This window comes from Streptomyces sp. NPDC005791 (assembly GCF_042871485.1).
GTDB lineage: Bacteria > Actinomycetota > Actinomycetes > Streptomycetales > Streptomycetaceae > Streptomyces.
On record NZ_JBIAIP010000005.1, the window covers coordinates 24,124 to 43,283 of the forward strand.

12 protein-coding genes are annotated in these 19,160 nt (G+C 70.1%); 8 read left to right on the top strand and 4 right to left on the bottom strand.

What is annotated here, in order from left to right; translation table 11 throughout:
* The first annotated feature begins 77 nt into the window (after nt 1-77).
* Together dxs and ACFYSH_RS11730 are read left to right on the top strand one after the other, a co-directional pair.
* The gene (gene dxs, locus ACFYSH_RS11725; RefSeq protein WP_359473042.1) at nt 78-1,994 is read left to right on the top strand and encodes a 1-deoxy-D-xylulose-5-phosphate synthase; all 1,917 of its coding nucleotides are present in this window, start codon (nt 78-80) and stop codon (nt 1,992-1,994) included.
* Between the two features lie 144 nt (nt 1,995-2,138).
* Nucleotides 2,139-3,641, top strand: coding sequence for an amino acid permease (locus tag ACFYSH_RS11730; RefSeq protein ID WP_388752037.1), 1,503 nt, complete (start codon nt 2,139-2,141; stop codon nt 3,639-3,641).
* Between the two features lie 5 nt (nt 3,642-3,646).
* Here ACFYSH_RS11730 and ACFYSH_RS11735 read toward each other — a convergent pair whose 3' ends face one another.
* Nucleotides 3,647-4,051: an NTP pyrophosphohydrolase gene (locus ACFYSH_RS11735; protein ID WP_359473048.1), complete on the bottom strand. Its 405-nt coding sequence runs from the start codon at nt 4,049-4,051 to the stop codon at nt 3,647-3,649.
* 17 nt (nt 4,052-4,068) lie between these two features.
* The gene (locus ACFYSH_RS11740) at nt 4,069-5,175 is read right to left on the bottom strand and encodes an LCP family protein (RefSeq protein WP_359473051.1); all 1,107 of its coding nucleotides are present in this window, start codon (nt 5,173-5,175) and stop codon (nt 4,069-4,071) included.
* 336 nt (nt 5,176-5,511) lie between these two features.
* On the opposite strand from ACFYSH_RS11740, the gene ACFYSH_RS11745 reads away from it, so the two are divergent.
* The 6 genes from ACFYSH_RS11745 to galU all read left to right on the top strand — a co-directional run bounded on the left by ACFYSH_RS11745 (nt 5,512) and on the right by galU (nt 15,584).
* Nucleotides 5,512-6,624 carry a hypothetical protein gene (locus ACFYSH_RS11745; protein ID WP_388752040.1) on the top strand — a complete coding sequence of 371 codons (1,113 nt, stop codon included), beginning with the start codon at nt 5,512-5,514 and terminating at the stop codon, nt 6,622-6,624.
* A 379-nt stretch (nt 6,625-7,003) separates the two neighbouring features.
* The gene (locus tag ACFYSH_RS11750; protein WP_388752042.1) at nt 7,004-8,812 is read left to right on the top strand and encodes a stealth family protein; all 1,809 of its coding nucleotides are present in this window, start codon (nt 7,004-7,006) and stop codon (nt 8,810-8,812) included.
* A gap of 168 nt (nt 8,813-8,980) precedes the next feature.
* Nucleotides 8,981-10,531: a stealth family protein gene (locus ACFYSH_RS11755; protein ID WP_388752043.1), complete on the top strand. Its 1,551-nt coding sequence runs from the start codon at nt 8,981-8,983 to the stop codon at nt 10,529-10,531.
* Nucleotides 10,532-10,534: 3 nt separating this feature from the next.
* Nucleotides 10,535-12,541 (top strand): glycosyltransferase, encoded by a 2,007-nt coding sequence (locus ACFYSH_RS11760; protein ID WP_388752045.1) that lies wholly within the window; start codon nt 10,535-10,537, stop codon nt 12,539-12,541.
* A 40-nt stretch (nt 12,542-12,581) separates the two neighbouring features.
* Nucleotides 12,582-14,570, top strand: coding sequence for a glycosyltransferase (locus ACFYSH_RS11765; RefSeq protein ID WP_388752047.1), 1,989 nt, complete (start codon nt 12,582-12,584; stop codon nt 14,568-14,570).
* A 99-nt stretch (nt 14,571-14,669) separates the two neighbouring features.
* Complete coding sequence (gene galU / locus ACFYSH_RS11770) at nt 14,670-15,584, top strand: UTP--glucose-1-phosphate uridylyltransferase GalU (RefSeq protein WP_388752049.1); 915 nt, start codon at nt 14,670-14,672, stop codon at nt 15,582-15,584.
* Between the two features lie 73 nt (nt 15,585-15,657).
* Here the strand turns inward: galU and ACFYSH_RS11775 are convergent, their stop codons facing one another.
* Both ACFYSH_RS11775 and ACFYSH_RS11780 read right to left on the bottom strand, forming a co-directional pair.
* Entirely contained in the window at nt 15,658-17,787 is a 2,130-nt protein-coding gene (locus tag ACFYSH_RS11775; protein WP_388752051.1) for a 3-hydroxyacyl-CoA dehydrogenase NAD-binding domain-containing protein, read from the bottom strand.
* Nucleotides 17,784-19,052: an acetyl-CoA C-acyltransferase gene (locus ACFYSH_RS11780; RefSeq protein WP_359473075.1), complete on the bottom strand. Its 1,269-nt coding sequence runs from the start codon at nt 19,050-19,052 to the stop codon at nt 17,784-17,786. The genes ACFYSH_RS11775 and ACFYSH_RS11780 overlap by 4 nt, the downstream gene beginning before the upstream one ends.
* Nucleotides 19,053-19,160: the final 108 nt, after the last annotated feature.

The window sequence follows — 19,160 nt, forward strand, 5'->3', positions numbered from 1 at the left end:
GATGACCGGGGCCGCCGATGGAACATTAGACTCATCGGATCGACACGCTCGACCAGCTCACAAGCAAGGAGGCACGGGTGGACCTGCTGACCCGCATCAGGGGACCGCGCGACCTGGACCGGCTCGGCCTCGAGCAGCTCGACCAGCTCGCCGGCGAGATCCGCACCTTCCTCGTCGAGGAGGTGGCCAAGACCGGCGGGCACCTGGGCCCGAACCTGGGCGTGGTGGAGCTGACCATCGCCCTGCACCGGGTCTTCGAGTCCCCGCAGGACAAGGTCCTCTTCGACACCGGCCACCAGAGTTATGTGCACAAGCTGCTCACCGGTCGGCAGGACTTCTCGAAGCTCAAGAGCAAGGGCGGACTCTCCGGATACCCCTCCCGCGCCGAGTCCGAGCACGACGTCATCGAGAACTCGCACGCCTCGACGGTGCTCGGCTGGGCCGACGGCCTCGCCAAGGCCAACGAGCTCCTGAAGAAGGACGACCACGTCGTCGCGGTCATCGGCGACGGCGCGCTCACCGGCGGTATGGCCTGGGAGGCGCTGAACAACATCGCCGCCGCCAAGGACCGCCCCCTCGTCATCGTCGTCAACGACAACGAGCGCTCGTACGCCCCGACCATCGGCGGACTCGCGAACCACCTCGCCACCCTGCGCACCACCGACGGGTACGAGCGTTTCCTGGCCCGCGGCAAGGACATCCTGGAGCGCACGCCCGTCGTGGGCAGGCCGCTCTACGAGACCCTGCACGGCGCCAAGAAGGGCCTCAAGGACTTCATCGCCCCGCAGGGCATGTTCGAGGACCTCGGCCTCAAGTACGTCGGCCCGATCGACGGCCACGACATCGAGGCCCTGGAGTCCGCGCTCCAGCGGGCGAAGCGCTTCGGCGGCCCGGTCATCGTGCACTGCCTGACGGAAAAGGGCCGCGGTTACACCCCCGCTCTCGAGGACGAGGCGGACCGCTTCCACGCCGTCGGCAAGATCCACCCGGACACCGGACTGCCCATCTCCACCTCCGGCCTCGACTGGACCTCGGTCTTCGGCGAGGAGATGGTCAAGCTGGGCCACGAGCGGGAGGACATCGTCGCCATCACGGCGGCCATGCTCCAGCCCGTCGGCCTCGGCAAGTTCGAGGCGGCCTTCCCGGACCGGATCTACGACGTCGGGATCGCCGAGCAGCACGGCGCGGTCTCCGCGGCGGGTCTGGCCACCGGTGGGCTGCACCCCGTCTTCGCGGTCTACGCCACCTTCCTGAACCGCGCCTTCGACCAGGTCCTGATGGACGTCGCCCTGCACAAGTGCGGAGTGACCTTCGTCCTTGACCGGGCCGGCGTCACGGGCACGGACGGCGCCTCGCACAACGGCATGTGGGACATGTCGATCCTGCAGTGCGTGCCGACCCTGCGCATCGCCGCCCCGCGCGACGCCGACCAGGTCCGCGCCCAGCTGCGCGAGGCCGTCGCCGTGGACGACGCGCCCACCGTCGTCCGCTTCTCCAAGGGTGCCGTCGGCCCCGCGGTCAAGGCCGTGGGCACGGCGGGCGGCATGGACATCCTGCGTACGGCGGGTACGGACACACCGGACGTCCTCCTGGTCTCCGTCGGTGCTCTCGCCCCGATGTGCCTGGAGATCGCCGCGCTGCTGGACGCCCAGGGCATCTCCACGACCGTGGTGGACCCCCGCTGGGTCAAGCCCGTCGACGAGGCGCTCGCCCCGCTCGCCGCGGAGCACCGGGTCGTCGTCACCGTCGAGGACAACAGCAGGGCCGGCGGTGTCGGCTCCGCCGTCGCCCAGGCGCTGCGCGACGCCGACGTCGACGTACCGCTGCGCGACTTCGGTATCCCGCCGGTCTTCCTCGACCACGCCTCGCGGGGGGAGGTCATGGCCGAGATCGGGCTGACCGCGCCGGACATCGCCCGCCAGGTCACCGGCCTGGTCGCCAAGCTCGACGGACGCTACGAGAGCCACGCCGCGGAGCAGACCGTAGGCGACTGATCCACCCGCGCGCACCTGGGCCGGCCGCCCACCCCACTCGGGTGGTCCGACCGGCCCATTCGCGTGAAACCGGGGCGTAGGGGGCGTGCCGAGAGGGCTGCTTCCGAATCATGGCGTGCACGACGAGTGCGTGGAGGTACGCCGGTGAGCACGCAGCAGGACACGCCCCCCAGCGGGAAGGGACTGTTCAGGACCAAGACGGTCGAACAGTCCATCCGCGATACCGAAGAGCCGGAGCACTCCCTCAAGAAGTCGCTCTCCGCGGTGGACCTCACGGTCTTCGGCGTGGGTGTCATCATCGGCACCGGCATCTTCGTCCTCACGGGCAAGGTCGCCAAGGAGACGGCCGGCCCCGCCACAGCCCTCGCCTTCGTCGCCGCGGGCGTCGTCTGCGCGCTCGCGGCCCTCTGCTATGCCGAATTCGCCTCGACCGTCCCGGTGGCAGGATCGGCGTACACCTTCTCGTACGCCTCCCTGGGCGAGCTCGTGGCATGGATCATCGGCTGGGACCTGGTGCTGGAATTCGCCCTGGGCACCGCGGTGGTGGCGGTCGGCTGGTCCGGCTACGTCCGCTCGCTCCTGGACAACGTCGGCTGGAGCATGCCCGACGGGCTCTCCGGCCCGGACGTGGCGAGCGGCTTCGGCTTCGACATCCTGGCGTTCGTCCTGGTGCTGATCCTGACCGTGATCCTGGTACTCGGGATGAAGCTCTCCGCCCGGGTGACCACGGTGGTCGTCATCATCAAGCTGGTGGTCGTGGGCATCGTGATCGTCGCCGGCCTGTTCTTCATCAAGTCGGCCAACTACTCACCCTTCATCCCCGATGCCGAGAAGCAGCCCTCGGGATCCGGCCTGGACGCGCCGCTGGTCCAGCTGATCTTCGGCTACGAACCGACGAACTACGGCGTCATGGGCATCTTCACCGCCGCCTCCATCGTCTTCTTCGCCTTCATCGGCTTCGACGTCGTGGCCACCGCGGCTGAGGAGACCAAGCTGCCGCAGCGAGACATGCCGCGCGGCATCCTCGCCTCGCTCGTCATCTGCACCCTGCTCTACGTCGCCGTGTCGATCGTCGTCACCGGTATGCAGCATTATTCCGAACTGTCCGTCAGCGCCCCGCTGGCCGACGCGTTCAAGGCCGTCGGGCACCCCTTCTACGCGGGTGTCATCAGCTTCGGCGCGGCGGTCGGTCTCACCACGGTCTGCATGATCCTGCTGCTCGGCCAGACCCGGGTGTTCTTCGCGATGAGCCGCGACGGACTGCTCCCCAGGTTCTTCTCGAAGACCCACCCTCGCTTCGGCACCCCGTACCGGCCCACGATCCTGCTCGGTGTGGTCATCGCGATCGTGGCCGGCTTCACGAGCATCAACGAGCTGGCCACCCTGGTGAACATCGGCACGCTCTTCGCGTTCGTGGTGGTGGCCCTCGGCGTCATCGTCCTGCGCCGCACCCGCCCCGACCTGCACCGGGCCTTCCGCACCCCGTGGGTGCCGCTGCTCCCGATCGTCTCGGTGGCCGCCTCGGTCTGGCTGATGCTGAACCTCCCGGCGGAGACCTGGCTCCGCTTCGGGATCTGGATGGCGCTCGGAGTGATCATCTACTTCGTGTACGGGCGCCGTAACAGCCGTATGGGGAAAGCGCGTTGACCTGCTCAGCCACGTCCTGACGGCGGCAGCGGCCGCACCGTGCGCGGCCCCGTGCAGCGGGCGCCGCAGGCCTCGGCCCGCTGCCGCAGTCCGCGGTCGGCCGTGACCACGACGCAGGGCCGCAGACCCTGGGCGGCGGCCGCGAGGGAGGCGATCAGGTCGTCCCCGCTGCCGGGCGCCGCCTCCACGCGTACTTCCGGTACGGATACGACTCCCCGGGCCGCACCCTCCACGACCAGGACGAGTTCGACCGGGCCGGGGTCCCCGGGCAGCCCCTCGGCGGCGTACGGGACGAGCGAGTCCCGCAGCCGCTCGGCGGCGCCGCGCCGGTCCCGCCACCAACCGTCCGGGACGGACCCGACCACGTTCGCGGCGTCGACGATCACCAGGGTCTGCTGTTCACCGGTCATCCCCGCAGGATGCCAGGTCAGCCCCCGGTGGCCGGAGACCTCTTGGCGGACTCGGGAATCGTGCCGTCCGTCCGGATCGCCTTCCAGAGGTCGCCCGCCTGCGGTTCGGATGCCACCACACGGTTCGGATCCTGCTTGTCGTAGGCGACCGGGAGCATGATCGTCTCCATGGTGGAGGGATCGACGCCGTTCATCGAGCGGGCGAACTCACTGAGAGAGGTCAGCGAGGCGAGCCCCTCGTCGGTGGTGAGCGACTTGGTGGCGGAGTTCGCGATCTTGTACGTGGTCGCCGGACTGCCCAGCAGGTCCTGCGACTTGATCTCCTTCAGGAGTGCCATCAGGAACTGCTGCTGGAGCCCGATCCGGCCCAGGTCGCTGCCGTCGCCCACGCCGTGCCGGGTCCGCACGTAGGCGAGGGACTCGGTGCCGTCCAGCTTGTGCTCACCTGCCGTCAGGTCGAGCCCGGACGCCTTGTCGTGGATCGGCTCCTCGACGTCGACAGTGACGCCGCCGATCGCGTCGACCAGGTCCTTGAAGCCGGCGAAGTTGATCTCCATGTAGTGGTCGATGCGGACCCCGGACATCTTCTCCACCGTCTTCACCACGCAGGCCGGGCCCGCGAGGGAGTAAACGGCGTTGAACATCTCGCGCTTCTTCTCGGGCAGCTCCGAGCCGTCGGCCGTCGTGCACGTCGGCCGGGTCACCAGGGTGTCGCGCGGAATGGACACGGCGACGGCCTCGGACCGGCCCTCGGGTATGTGCACCACCATCGTGGTGTCGGACCGTCCCCCGCTGACGTCACCGCCCCCGCCCAGCTCCTTGTTCTCCGCCCCGGCGCGCGAGTCGGAGCCGAGGACGAGCAGGTTCTGCCCGGCGGTGGGGAGCTTCTCGGGGCGGTCCTGACCGAGCGCCTCGTCGATGTCGACGCCCTTGATGTTGCCGTCGAGGTCCTGGTACATCCAGTACGCGGTGCCGCCGCCCGCGAGCAGGGCGACGACCAGTACCCCGAGAGTGATCTTGAGGCCGCGGCGGCGCTTACGAGTGCCTCGTCCGCGCTTGCCTCCACCGCCGTGAGACGCCGAACGGCCTCCGTGCGTGCCCTGGGACATGGCTTCGTGACTCATGGTTGTCGAGTCCTCACATCTCGTGGCCCGGGTGGGCCGTGGATCGCGTGGGACTCGGGTGGGGGGTGTGGCCGGTCCGTGTGTGCATGACTGAGCGTGCACTATAGAACAGAGGATCGTGCGCATGGGTGTTCCGGTCCCCGAAGTGCGACCCGCACAGTCCGCACCGCCGAGCGGGCCGGGTCGAGTTGATCGCGGGTGACGGGGCTGTGGATGTCGCAGGCCGGAGCTGGGGGCAACGGCCTGGATCGGGCGAATCGACGCTGAGCATATGATGTTGTCGGCCCCGTGTGGGCAGGATGAAGAACCGGTGAAGCGGAGAGGGTGTTACTGGTCGTGCGGAGAAGAGGATCGGACTCCGCGAGCAGTGCCCCCGCCCTCGCGCCGTCGCCCGCGCGCCACGAGGTCCGCGGAACGCCGCGTGGCCGCTGGATGCCGCTCGGCAAGGACGGCAGGCTCACCCTCTACGCCCGCACGGACGGCGGCCTGTTGCGCTGGACGCAGCGGAGGCCTGGCGGGGACCGGTGGGACGGCCCGGACTTCGTGCCGGTCGCGGACCTGACGGACATCACCGTCGTTCAGGGCGCCGACTCGTACGTGCATCTCCTCGGGCGGCGCGAGCGTCATGGCGCCGACGGGCCGAGCGTGGACTTCGTGCATGCCGTCCAGTACCAGACCGGTCGTCCCGTCACCGAATGGCGCTCCCTCGGCAATTTCCACCGGGACCGGGAGGCGGGCCGGCAGGTCGGCGCGCCGGCCGGGGCCGTCGATGCCAAGGGGACGGTCTTCGTCTTCGCGCGCAACGCGGGTCGAGGACTGCAGATGCGCCGTGAGGAGAAGGGCGGTAAGTGGGGGGCCTGGCAGGACCTCAAAGGGGCCGGGCTCGCCGCCGACCTCGTGCCGTCGGTGACATCGAGCGGGCTCGTCGAGGTCTTCGCGCCCAGTGACCGCGGGGCGCAGCAGTGGCGTCAGGATGATCCGGACGGCCCGCTGCGGCTCACCCTGGCGCCCCTGCAGTTCTACGCTCTGGAGGGTTCAGTGGCGGCGCTGGAGACGGCGCCCGACCGCCTCACCTATTACTGGACCGACGCGAACACGGCAGGGGTCGTCTCCTACCGGGCGGGCGCCTGGCCCGTGCCGGTGGGCGGGTACCCCGGGGACGGCGCCCTCGTGGCGTTGCGCACCCCGCTCGACGGCTACGACTGCACGGTTCTCGCGCAGCGCGGGGCAGGCGACACCTTGCTGATCGGGGTCTGCACCACCGAGGGGGAACAGGGCGGGGTCTGGTGGTCGGACACCACCGAGAAGTGCGTCGGTGATCCCACGCTCGCCCTCGACGGCCAGGGCCGCGTCGTCGTGGCGGTTCGCGGGCAGGACGGGGCGGTGTCCGTCGCCCGGCAGGAAGCGGGTCCGGGGCTCACGCTCTCGCCGCACTGGCGCCGGCTGTGACCTGACAGCACCTTTCGGAACTGGCCTGAAAGCACCTTGCGGAACCGGGCTGACGGCATCTCCCGGAACGTCGACTTCACCGGCACGTCACCTCGATTCCATGTTCCGTTCTCGTGAAGTCGTAAAAGGTTGTACGAGTTCTCGGTGGGATTCCTCACGGGTGAACGCCGGATATGTCCGCTTTTTTGGCTGGACACTGATCGATTCTTTATGTGAAGGTTCTGTGACTTGCTCGCGAGTGAGCAGGTGTGACTGTCCAGTGGGGCGGTCGTGATGGCAAATGACAGGTTTCGGTCTCGTACCGTCGGTCGTCCGGGCACGAGGTGGTGCCTGGCCGCGGCAGACGCTGGACCGCAGTGGCGTGGGTGGTGGATGCCTCGTGGTCGGTTCCGGAAATCCGGAGGCGGGATCGCTGGTCTCGGCGTACCGGTCCGTCGTGCCGGCGGGGGCGCGCAGGGGCATCGTCCGCAAGGTGCCGGCCCCGTTGCGCTCGGCCGTGAAGTCCTCGTTCACCTCCGTCGACGCCATCCGTTCGGCGACGGTCGTCTGGGCGATGGGCGGCCGCCGCAGCTCCCCCCGGCACAGCGCGGCCTCCATGCGCCGGGTGGTGCGCGTCAAGGGCCGTCACGTGCACGCCCTGCTCGTGGAGGGCGCCACGGCGTGGGCGGCCCGGGCGCGCAATCTGCACATCCTCGTCGCCGCCCTGGAGGCCGGGGGCATCGACTACTTCTGTATCCGCGGTGCCACGAAGGACGTTCCGACGGTCGCGGTGCCCGCCGGGCAGCGCGAGTCGGCGGAGGAACTGCTCCAGATCGCCTTCGGACAGACACCGGGATACGTGGGCGCGGCCACCGCGTCGGAGTCGGCCATGCGACCCGGCGACGACGACAAGTCCTGGCGCCAGCTGCGCAGGCACGACGCCCTCCGCGTCGCCTGGTATGTCACCGACCCGACGCAGGAGCTCGTCTTCGGCGCTGATCAGGGTTGTGACCTGGAGTTCTGGGCGGAACGGCAGGGTCGGTTGGAGGCGCCCCGCCCCAACCGGGTGGTCGACGAGGTGCCGGTCGGCGCGACACGCCACACCGTGCCGCAGGCCCTGTTCGCCCTGGTGCCCGGCGCCTACTCCACCGGTAGCGCGCGTACCGTAGCCGAATTCACCCAACCCCTGGCAGAGGACCACCTCTTCCCCATCGACGTCGTCTACACCTGGGTCGACGACTCCGACCCCAGGTGGAGCGCCGAACGCGACGCCGTCCGCTCGGGACGGATGGGCGCCCCGCCTCAGGCCCTGCACGCCCAGGCGGCCAACGACGCGCGCTTCACCAGCCGCGACGAACTGCGCTACTCCCTGCGCTCCCTGCACCAGTACGCACCCTGGGTCCGCACCGTCTACCTGGTCACCGCCGGACAGGTGCCCAGCTGGCTCGACACCGAAGCGCCGGGCATCCAGGTCGTCGACCACCGCGAGATCTTCTCGGACCCCTCCGCCCTGCCCACATTCAACTCCCACGCCATCGAAAGCCAGCTGCACCACATCGACGGCCTGTCCGAGCACTTCCTCTACCTCAACGACGACGTGTTCTTCGGCCGCCCCCTCGGCGCCGAACGCTTCTTCCACACCAACGGCCTTACCAAGTTCTTCCAGTCCAAGGCACTCATACCGAGCGGCCCCTCGGACACGGACGACCTGCCGGTGAACGCGGCGGGCAAGAACAGCCGGGCACTGATCGAGCGGTCCTTCGGCACCCGTATCGCCCAGAAGATGAAGCACACCCCGCACCCGCTGCGCCGCAGCATCCTCGACGACATCGAGCTGGTCTACGGCGAGGAGCACCACCGCACCCAGCACTCCCGCTTCCGGTCCCCCGAGGACGTCCCGATCGCCTCGTCCCTGCATCACTACTACGGCTTCCACACCGGCCGTACGACCGCCGGGAACATCCGCTACCAGTACATCGACCTGGCCGCCGACCAGGCCCGGCGCCGTCTGGACAGCCTCCTCGCGCATCGGAACTTCGACACGTTCTGCCTGAACGACACCGTCGAGCATCCCGATCCGGAGGCCCAGGAGCGCATGGTCAGGAACTTCCTCGACGCCTACTTCCCCGTCCCCAGCCGCTTCGAGCGCGTGGACGCGGACGAGTACCGCGACGTGAGCCGGTCGCAGAAGGCCGAAATCGGAGGGTGAGCGACCCGCTCCCCGCCGCGGAATCCGTCCCCCGTAACGAAAGTGAACCGCGTGTTTGACACCTCCAGTCGTGAAACGGCTGGCGAGACCTGGGGTACCGGCCCTCGCCCGGAGCCCACGCCCGCGCAGCTGCGCAGGAGCCGTGCGGAGCGGCAGGTCGTCGTGGACATGCACACGCGTGTCGCCCTGGTGCACGACCGTCTCACGCCGCTCGCCGCGCGTGAGCTGAACAACCTGGAAGTCCGTCGCGCCCTGGAGGCCGAGCGGATCGACTGGTTCGCGGTGCCGGGCCTCGACGACACCGCCTCCGCGGTCGGAGTCGACGCGCGTCGACGACCCCAGGCGCTGGCGGCGCTACGCGCCCGCCTGTCCGACAGCAGGGGCTACCTCGCCCGCCCCAAGGCCGGGACGGCCCCCGGCGACGGCGCGTGGGACGGCTCGTCGGACAAGACCTGGGAACGGGCGGACGGCCTGTCCGTCGTGCGTGCCTTCTGGTTCCGCACCACGGAGGAAGGGCACCTGACGCACGGTGCCGATACCGGCTGTGACATCGAGTTCTGGGAACCCGAGGAGAGCGTGCCCGGCCAAGGAGTCGACCGTCTGGTCGCCCCCCGCCGTAACCGCGCGAGCGAGCACGTCTCCCTCGGCCGCCGGCAGCTCGTCGTGCCCGGGGAGCAGATGACCAGGCTCGTGGGCCGGGTGCACGGGTCCGAGGTGCCGCCGCTGCGCCCGACACGCACCCGCCCCGAACTGGACATCCCCTTCCCCGACGAGCACCCCTTCCCCATCGACGTCGTGTACACCTGGGTGGACGGCGACGACCCGGCCTGGCAACGGCGCCGCGCCGAGAGCCGCGGTGAGGTCTTCCACGCGGAGGCGGCAAGCCTGGCCCGTTACGTTTCCCGCGACGAGCTGAAGTACAGCCTTCGCTCGGTGCGGATGTTCATGCCGTGGGTGCGGAACATCTACATCGTCACCGACCAGCAGACCCCGCACTGGTGGGACGCCGGCGACGGCAGGGCCCGCGTGGTGGACCACCGGGAGATCTTCGACGACCCGTCGCACCTGCCCACCTTCAACAGCCATGCGATCGAGTCCAGGCTGCACCACATACCCGGACTGTCGCGCCATTTCGTCTACTTCAACGACGACATGTTCATCGGGCGGACCCTCACGCCCTCCGCGTTCTTCCACCCGAACGGCATCGCCAAGTTCTTCCCGTCCCCGGCACAGGTCCCCTACGGCCCCCCGGAGCCCGACGAGGTGCCCACCTCGGTCGCCGCGAAGAACAACCGCCGGCTCATCCAGGAGCGGTTCGGCCGCACGCTCGTGCAGAAGATGAAGCATGTGCCGTACGCCCTGAACCGGGACATCCTCGCCGCCATCGAACGGGACTTCCCCGAGGAGCACCGGGGCACCTCCGCCAGCCCCGTGCGGAGTATCTCCGACCTGTCCATAGCCTCCTCGCTGCACCACTACTACAGCTACTACTCCGGGTGCAGCCTGCCCGGGGACCTCCGGTACGGCTACTTCGCGCTGGACGACCCCGAGCTGGAGCACAAGCTGGAACTGCTGCTGCTGCGCCGGGACCGGGACACCTTCTGCCTCAACGACTCCGCGAGCGACCCCGCCGAGATCGAGCACCAGAGCCAACTGCTCCACCGATTCCTCGAGGCCTTCTACCCGGTGCCGAGCCCGTACGAGAAGACGGCGACCTGAGCCATGAACATCGAGATCCTGGTCCATACCCTGGCCACCGATTCCATCGGCGCGCGGGCGGCCGCCCGGCTCGCCCAGTCCCTCGTCGCCAGGCACCGGGTCACCGTCGTCACCGTGCGAGGCGCCGCCGCACCGCACCCGGCGGTGCGGCTCCCCGGAAACGTCGCCGTCGTGGCCCTGGCTCCCTCCGTCGCGGCAGGCGACCGGGACGACGAGAACACCTCACAGCTCGTCATCGCCGGCGACCCCGAGTTCCGGCGCTACAACCGCGCCGACGACGGAAGACTCCAGAAGCACCTGTCCGCGAGCGGCGCCGACGCGGTGGTCGCCCTCAGCTCCGCCCTCGGCGCGGTGCTGGCTCAGTGCCGCGTACCCCACGCGCGGCGTATCGCCCGCCAGCCGGCACCCGTCGAGCGGCTGCCCGAGTCGGTGCGCGCCCGATGGGCGGAGCTCTACCGCGAACTGGACGCGGTCGTCCCGCTCACCCAGGGCGACGCCGCCGCACCCGAGTACCGAGCGCTGGGTGCCGCCGGCGTCGAGGTGCGCCACATCGCAGAGCCGGTGCTGCTGACCGAGAGCCCGGACAAAGCCACGACGGGTGTGGTGATCAGCGCCGGGCGGCTGGTCTCGCACCGGCGCGTCGACGTGGCGCTGCACGCCTTCGCCCGGACCCGTACGGCTCAACCGGGCTGGGAACTGAGGGTGTTCGGCACCGGGCCGCTGCGCCGTGAGACCCGCGAACTGGTCACCGCGCTGGGACTCCACGACCATGTGCTGCTGTTCGACCGAGAAGCCGGCGAAGAGGACTTCTACGACGCCGACATCGCCCTGGTGACCGCGGAGCGCATGGACAGCGCTCGGCCGGTGGTGGAGGCGCTGGCTCAGGCCACACCCGTGGTCGCCACGGAAGTGCCGTGCGGAGCTCCCGAGGTCCTCGCCGAGGGCCACGGCGGGCTGCTGGTGCCGGTCGGTGACGTCCATGCCACAGCCCGCGCCCTGGAGCGCTACATGGCGGACGAGCGGCTGCGCTCCGCGCACCGGACCCAGGCCCTGCGGACCGCACGGTCCGCAGGCATGGAGCAGGTCGGCGACGCGTACGAGGAACTGCTCAGGGCGGTCAAGGCCGGGGTGCGCGGCCGATGGGGCCAGCGGCGGCGCGCGGGCGGCGGCGCCCCTGCCGAGGACCGCCCCCGTCCCACCGCCGACTGCCGGGTGCTGCCGAACGGTGCGTGGGAGGTCACTTTGCGCGGCGTCTCCGGCGCCCGCACCGTGCGCGTCAAGGAGCAGGGCAAGGGCCGCAAGGAAGTGGTCGACTTCGCCGTCGAGAGCGGGGGGACGTCGGCCCGCATCGACGCTCGCGCGCTGGCCGTGCTGGGCGAGGGCCGCGCGGATCTCCACGTGGTGGACGGCAAGGGCAAGGAGAGCCGCCTGCGCTACGGCCGGTGCACGCTCGGCGGGGCACGCGACGTCGGACACCTGAGCGACCTGGATCACTTCCACTGGGTGCTGCCGTACGCGACCGAGGGCGGCTATCTGCGCCTGCGCGTATGGTCCCGGACGAACCACGCCGAACTGGTGACCGTCGACTACAGCGACACGAGCCTGTGGCTGACGGGCTGGCTGCAGGGGGAGTGGCAGTTCGGTGGCGAGCTGTCGTTGCTGCTGCGTCGGCGGCAGGAGCCCGCGCGCACGCTGGCAGCCGGTCGGGTGCGCTACGAAAGCGGCTGGTTCGGCGCGGAGCTGGACATGGACGAGGCCATGAGGGCCCGGCTGCTCATGCGAGAGAACTGGGACGTGCTGCTCACCGACGGCAGCGGCAGCGAGCCGGTCAGAGTGGCACGCATCGCCGACGACCAGGTGGTGCGGCGTGATGTGCAGCGCTTCCCGGAGCTGGTGCGGGAGGAGCCGACGGGCCTGTTCGGCCCCGACGTCGGCCGTGCCGTCGTCGGACTGCGCCCCTACTTCACCGCCGACAACGAACTCTCGCTCGTGATGACCGAGCATCACTGACAGCGGCCCTCACGGACCTCCACTTCCCCGAAGGACACTTGTGCGGATCTCCTTCCTGCTCCACAGCTTCGACAATTTCGGCGGGGTGCCGCGGGCGACCAGCAGTCTGGCCTCCGCGCTGGCGGTCCACCACGAGGTGGAGATCGTCTCGGTCTTCCGTACGGCGGACCGGCCGTCCTTCCCGCCGTCCAGCGGTGTGACCCTGCGCTACCTGGCCGACCGGCGCGAGGGGGCGGCGCAGACCAAGGGCGGCAAACCGTCCCGGATCATGCCGCGAGAGGACGGCTGGGCCGACCACTACACCCCGGCCGTCGATGACCTGATCCTCGGTCACCTCGGGACGTGCGACGCCGATGTCGTGATCGCTGCCCGGCCGGCGCTCGCCGCGTATCTCATAGCCCATGGACGGCACGGATACGGGCGCGTCGTCATCGACCACGAAGGCTCGATGGTGCCCTCCCAGGAGCTGCGTGAACGCACACTGGAGCTGTACCGCGAGATGGACGGCGTCGTCTGCCTCACCCAGGCCGACGCGAACAACTACCAGCGCCAGCTCGGCGACCAGGCGCCCCCGCTCGCCGCCATCGGCAACATCGTGCCGCCGCCGGCCCGGCACGCCCCTGTGCGCGGTCTGCCGCTGATCGTGGCCGCGGGCCAGCTCGTGCCGCGCAAGGGCTTCGACACGCTGATCAACGCGTTCGCCATGGTGGCCCCCGAGCACCCCCAGTGGCGGCTGCGCATCTTCGGCCGCGGGCCCGAGCACGCACGGCTGCAGGACCTCGTGCACGCGCACGGGCTCAGTGACGCCATTCGTCTCATGGGAGCGCAGCCCGACCTCGCGGCGGAGTGGGACAAGGCCGCGTTCGCGGTGAGCGCGGCCCGCCGCGAGTCCTTCGGCTTGACCCTGGTGGAGGCCATGCACCACGGGCTGCCGGTTCTGGCGGCCGATGCGCCCTTCGGCCCGGGCGAGATCGTGGTCCCGGGCCGCAACGGCATCCTGGTCCCGGTCGGTGACGAGGAGGCCATGGCCCAGGCGATGCGCTACCTCATCGAACAGCCGGCCGAGCGGGAGAACCTGTCCCAGGGCGCCTACGCCTCGGCGCCTCTCTACGGCGCCGAGCGCATCGCCTTCCGCTACGACACGTTCCTGCGGGAGGTGGCGGCCTCCGTACCCAAGGAGCGCACCGCCGCGGTCCCGGCGGTCGTCCCGGCGGAGGTACTGGTGCGCGGTGACGGCTCCATCGAGGTCCGCGCCGTGCTGCCCCCGGGCGCGGAGCCACCCGCGCTGTGCATCACCCTGCGCAAGGCCGAGACGCCGCTGGCCAGGCTGGCTGCTCTCGGGACGTCGGTGGACGAGGCGACGGGCACTGTGCGGACGGTGTACACGGTCCCCGCCGAACCGCCGGTTCTCGCCGAGGGCCGTTACGACATCGGACTGGAGCTTCCCGACGGCCGCCGCCAGCCGCTCGCCGTGGAGGGTGTCCACACCGGTGGACTGCTGATCCGCCGGATCCCGCCGGAAGGCCCCGCGTACTGGCCCGTGCCCTACCGCACCGCGGACGGCCATCTGTCGGTCTTCGTGCGTCATCGCGTGGAACATGCCGAGGTGCATACCGTGCTGGTGGGGCCGGAGGGCTGGCTCGTGCGCGGCAGCCTGGTCGCTCCTCCGGGCACCAGCCTCTTCGGGCTGCAGCTGAGGGCCGTGCCCCGCAGGGGGAGTGCCGGGGCCACCGTGTCGGGCCAGGTGTCCGTGGGACACGACGGCGCCTTCGAGGCGCATCTGCCGTTCGCCGGGGTGGTCGCCGCCTCGTCGGGCGGTCACGACGACTGGGACCTTTACGTGGAGCGTGAACCCGGCCAACCGCGGATCCGGCTGGCGCGCTTCTTCGACGACATCCTGGAACGCAAGCGGATCGACGTCTATCCCACGCAGCGCTGGCACCACCCGACGCAGGGTCCGGCGTGCGGGAGGGTCTTCTTCACGCCCGGCAACGAGCTGTCCTTCACCGTCAGCCCCGACAAGGCCTGACACCCCTCCTTCCGGCCCCGGGCCCCCGGCCACGGGGTCGGCTCGGAGCATCCTCCCCTCACCTCGTCATATCCGCCGTCCGCTGTGGAGTACACGTTCATGCCTACGCACCACCGCCGCACCCGCAAGGCCGTCATCCCGGCCGCAGGTCTCGGCACCCGATTCCTCCCCGCGACCAAGGCGACTCCCAAGGAGATGCTGCCGGTCGTGGATCGCCCCGCCATCGAGTACGTGGTGGCGGAGGCCGTACGCAGCGGACTTGATGACGTGCTCATGGTCACCGGTCGTAACAAGCGGGCCTTGGAGGACCACTTCGACCGTGCCTACGAACTGGAGCACCTGCTGGAGCTGAAGGGTGACGTCGGCAAACTGCGCCAGGTCCGTGAGTCGAGCGAACTCGCCGATGTCCACTACGTGCGCCAGGGCAACCCGCTCGGCCTGGGCCATGCGGTCCTCTGCGCGGAACCGCATGTCGGTGACGCTCCGTTCGCGGTGTTGCTCGGCGACGACCTGATCGACGAGCGCGAGTCGCTGCTCGCCCGGATGCTGGAGGTCCAGGAGCAGCGCGGCGGCAGCGTCGTGGCGCTCATGGAGGTCGAGGACGACCGCACGCACCTGTACGGATGCGCGGCTGTCGCTCCCTCGGACGACGAGGCAGGTGACGTCCTGGTCGTCACCGACCTCGTGGAGAAGCCCGAACCCGGCACCGCGCCCAGCAATCTCGCCGTGATCGGGCGCTACGTCCTCGCCCCGCAGATCTTCGAGATCCTGCGCAGGACCGCGCCGGGCCGTGGTGGCGAGATCCAGCTGACCGACGCCCTGCGGCAGTTGGCCCTCGATCCGACTTTCGGTGGTCCCGTGCACGCGGTGGTCTTCGGCGGTCGCCGCTACGACACCGGGGATCGTGGCGACTACCTGCGTGCCGTCGTCCGGCTGGCCTGCGAGCGGGAGGACCTCGGCCCGGAATTCCGTGCCTGGCTGGGCGAGTTCGTGCAGGAAGAGGGCATCCGGTAGCACGGAGGCCGGAGCGGTGAGGGCCGTACGGGAGTGATCCCGTACGGCCCTCACCGCGTTCACGGTGGTGGTGTCACGCCGGGACGCTCGCCACGCCCGGCTCCAGGAACCGCTTCCCGTTGACCCGCTCCGAGACGCCCTCACGGTCCAGGTACGGCGTGATGCCGCCCAGGTGGAAGGGCCATCCCGCGCCGGTGATCAGGCAGAGGTCGATGTCCTGGGGCTCGGCGACGACGCCCTCGTCCAGCATCAGGCCGATCTCCTGCGCCACCGCGTCCAGGACGCGGTCACGGACCTGGTCCTCCGTCAGGACGGTGTCGCCCTGCTTGAGCAGTGCGGCGACCTCGGGGTCCAGCTCCGGCTTGCCGGAATCGTAGACGTAGAAGCCGCGCTTTCCGGCCTTGACGACCGCGGCGAGGTTCTCGGAGACGGTGAAGCGCTCCGGGAAAGCGCGGTTCAGGGTCTCGGAGACATGCAGGCCGATGGCCGGGCCGACCAGCTCCAGCAGCACCAGCGGGGACATCGGCAGGCCGAGGGGCTCGATGGCCTTCTCCGCCGTCTCGACCGGGGTGCCCTCGTCGATGATGTTCTGGATCTCGCCCATGAAGCGGGTGAGGATGCGGTTGACGACGAACGCCGGGGCGTCCTTCACCAGCACCGCGGTCTTCTTCAGCTTGCGGGCGACACCGAAGGCCGTGGCCAGCGAGGCGTCGTCGGTCTGCTCACCGCGGACGATCTCCAGGAGCGGGAGGATCGCGACCGGGTTGAAGAAGTGGAAGCCGACGACCCGCTCGGGGTTCTTGAGCTTCGACGCCATCTCGGTGACCGAGAGGGACGAGGTGTTCGTGGCGAGGATCGCGTGCGCCGGGGCGACCGCCTCGACCTCCGCGAACACCTGCTGCTTGACGCCGATCTCCTCGAAGACGGCCTCGATGATGAAGTCGGCGTCGGAGAAGCCCTCGGCCTTGTCGAGCACACCGGAGACCAGGGCCTTGAGGCGGTTGGCCTTGTCCTGGTTGATGCGGCCCTTGCCGAGCAGCTTGTCGATCTCGGCCTGGACGTAGCCCACACCCTTGTCGACCCGCTCCTGGTCGATGTCCGTGAGGACGACCGGGACCTCCAGGCGGCGCAGGAAGAGCAGGGCGAGCTGGCTGGCCATCAGGCCCGCGCCCACCACGCCGACCTTGGTGACCGGACGGGCCAGGGCCTTGTCCGGGGCACCGGCCGGGCGCTTGGCGCGCTTCTGGACCAGGTTGAAGGAGTAGATCCCGGAGCGCAGCTCGCCGCCCATGATCAGGTCCGCGAGGGCCTGGTCCTCGGCGTCGAAGCCGGCGCCCAGGTCGCCGCTCTTGGCAGCGGCGATGATCTCCAGCGCGCGGTACGCGGCCGGGGCCGCCCCGTGCACCTTGGAGTCGGCGATCGCCTTGCCGCGGGCGACGGCCTGGTCCCAGGCGTCACCGCGGTCGACCTCGGGACGCTCCACCGCGATCTCGCCCTTGAGGACGGACGCGGTCCAGATGAGCGACTGCTCCAGGAAGTCCGCGCCCTCGAAGATCGCGTCGGCGATCCCGAGCTCGAAGACCTGCTTACCCTTGAGCTGCCGGTTCTGGTTCAGCGAGTTCTCGATGATCACCGAGACGGCGCGGTCGGCGCCGATCAGGTTGGGGAGCAGTGCGCAGCCGCCCCAGCCGGGGACCAGGCCGAGGAAGACCTCGGGCAGCGAGAAGGCGGGGATCGCGGTGGAGACGGTGCGGTACGAGCAGTGCAGACCGATCTCCACACCGCCGCCCATGGCCGCGCCGTTGTAGTACGCGAAGGTCGGGACCGCGAGGCCGGACAGGCGGCGGAAGACGTCGTGGCCGCCCTTGCCGATGGCCAGCGCGTCCTGGTGGTTCTTGAGGAGCTCGACGCCCTTGAGGTCGGCGCCGACCGCGAAGATGAACGGCTTGCCGGTCACACCGACGCCGACGATCGTGCCCTCGGACGCCTCCTTCTCGACCTGGTCGACGGCGGCGTTCAGGTTCGCCAGCGACTGCGGGCCGATGGTGGTCGGCTTGGTGTGGTCGAGGCCGTTGTCCAGCGTGATGAGGGCGAAACGGCCCGCACCGCCGGGCAGGTCGAGATGGCGTACGTGCGCCTGCGTGACGACCTCGCCGGGGAACAGCTCGGCCGCGCCCTTCAGAAGCTCGGTGGTGGGGCTCACTTGCTGCCTCCGGCTGCGTTGTCGAAGTTCGGGTTCTCCCAGACGACCGTGGCGCCCATGCCGAAGCCGACGCACATCGTCGTCAGGCCGTAGCGGACCTCCGGCTGCTCCTCGAACTGGCGGGCCAGCTGAGTCATCAGGCGGACGCCGGAGGAGGCCAGCGGGTGACCGTAGGCGATCGCGCCGCCGTACTGGTTGACGCGCGCGTCGTCGTCGGCGATGCCGTAGTGCTCCAGGAAGGCGAGTACCTGCACCGCGAACGCCTCGTTGATCTCGAAGAGACCGATGTCGCCGATGGAGAGGCCTGCCTTGGCCAGGGCCTTCTCCGTCGCCGGGATCGGGCCGTAGCCCATGACCTCGGGCTCGACACCCGCGAAGGCGTACGACACGAGGCGCATCTTGACCGGGAGGCCCAGCTCGCGGGCGGTCTCCTCGGACGCGAGCAGCGAGGCGGTGGCGCCGTCGTTGAGGCCCGCGGCGTTGCCGGCCGTCACGCGCCCGTGGGCGCGGAACGGGGTCTTCAGGCCTGCCAGGGACTCCAGCGTGGTGCCCGGGCGCATCGGCTCGTCGGCGGTGACCAGGCCCCAGCCCGTCTCTTCCCCAAGCTCTCGGCTTCGCTCGAGCAGGGGAGACCCCAATGCCTCGGCGTTGGTGCGGCGCACCGCAACCGGCACCAGGTCCTGCTGGATCTTGCCGTCGGCGTACGCCTTGGCGGCCTTCTCCTGCGAGCGGACCGCGTACTCGTCGGCACGCTGCTTGGTGATCGAGGGGTACCTGTCGTGCAGGTTCTCCGCGGTCATGCCCATGAAGAGGGCGGACTCGTCGACCAGCTTCTCCGACACGAGACGCGGATTCGGGTCCACGCTCTCACCCATCGGGTGGCGGCCCATGTGCTCGACACCACCGGCGATGACGACGTCGTACGCGCCGAAGGCGATGGAACCGGCCGTCGAGGTGACGGCGGTCAGGGCGCCGGCGCACATGCGGTCGATGGAGTAACCGGGAACCGACTGCGGCAGACCGGCCAGGATTCCGGCGGTACGGCCGAGGGTGAGGCCCTGGTCGCCGATCTGGGTGGTCGCGGCGATGGCGACCTCGTCGATCTTCGCGGGGTCCAGGTCCGGGTTGCGGCGCAGCAGCTCCCGGATGGCCTTCACGACGAGATCGTCGGCGCGGGTCTCGTGGTAGATGCCCTTCGGGCCCGCTTTGCCGAACGGGGTGCGGACGCCGTCGACGAAGACGACGTCCCGGATGGTACGAGGCACGGTGGCTCTCCTCCAGGGTGCGGGATGGCACTGCTGCGGGCGCACGCATCGGCGCGCCACGACCCTCATGCTACTTGCGGGTAACAGGACTGCCCACCCCCCGTCACC

Coding starts and splice junctions, on each gene's coding strand:
- ACFYSH_RS11755 (WP_388752043.1), top strand. CDS start 8,981: ATGCACACGCGTGTCGCCCTGGTGCACGACCGTCTCACGCCGCTCGCC.
- ACFYSH_RS11735 (WP_359473048.1), bottom strand. CDS start 4,051: ATGACCGGTGAACAGCAGACCCTGGTGATCGTCGACGCCGCGAACGTG.
- ACFYSH_RS11740 (WP_359473051.1), bottom strand. CDS start 5,175: ATGAGTCACGAAGCCATGTCCCAGGGCACGCACGGAGGCCGTTCGGCG.
- ACFYSH_RS11760 (WP_388752045.1), top strand. CDS start 10,535: ATGAACATCGAGATCCTGGTCCATACCCTGGCCACCGATTCCATCGGC.
- galU (WP_388752049.1), top strand. CDS start 14,670: ATGCCTACGCACCACCGCCGCACCCGCAAGGCCGTCATCCCGGCCGCA.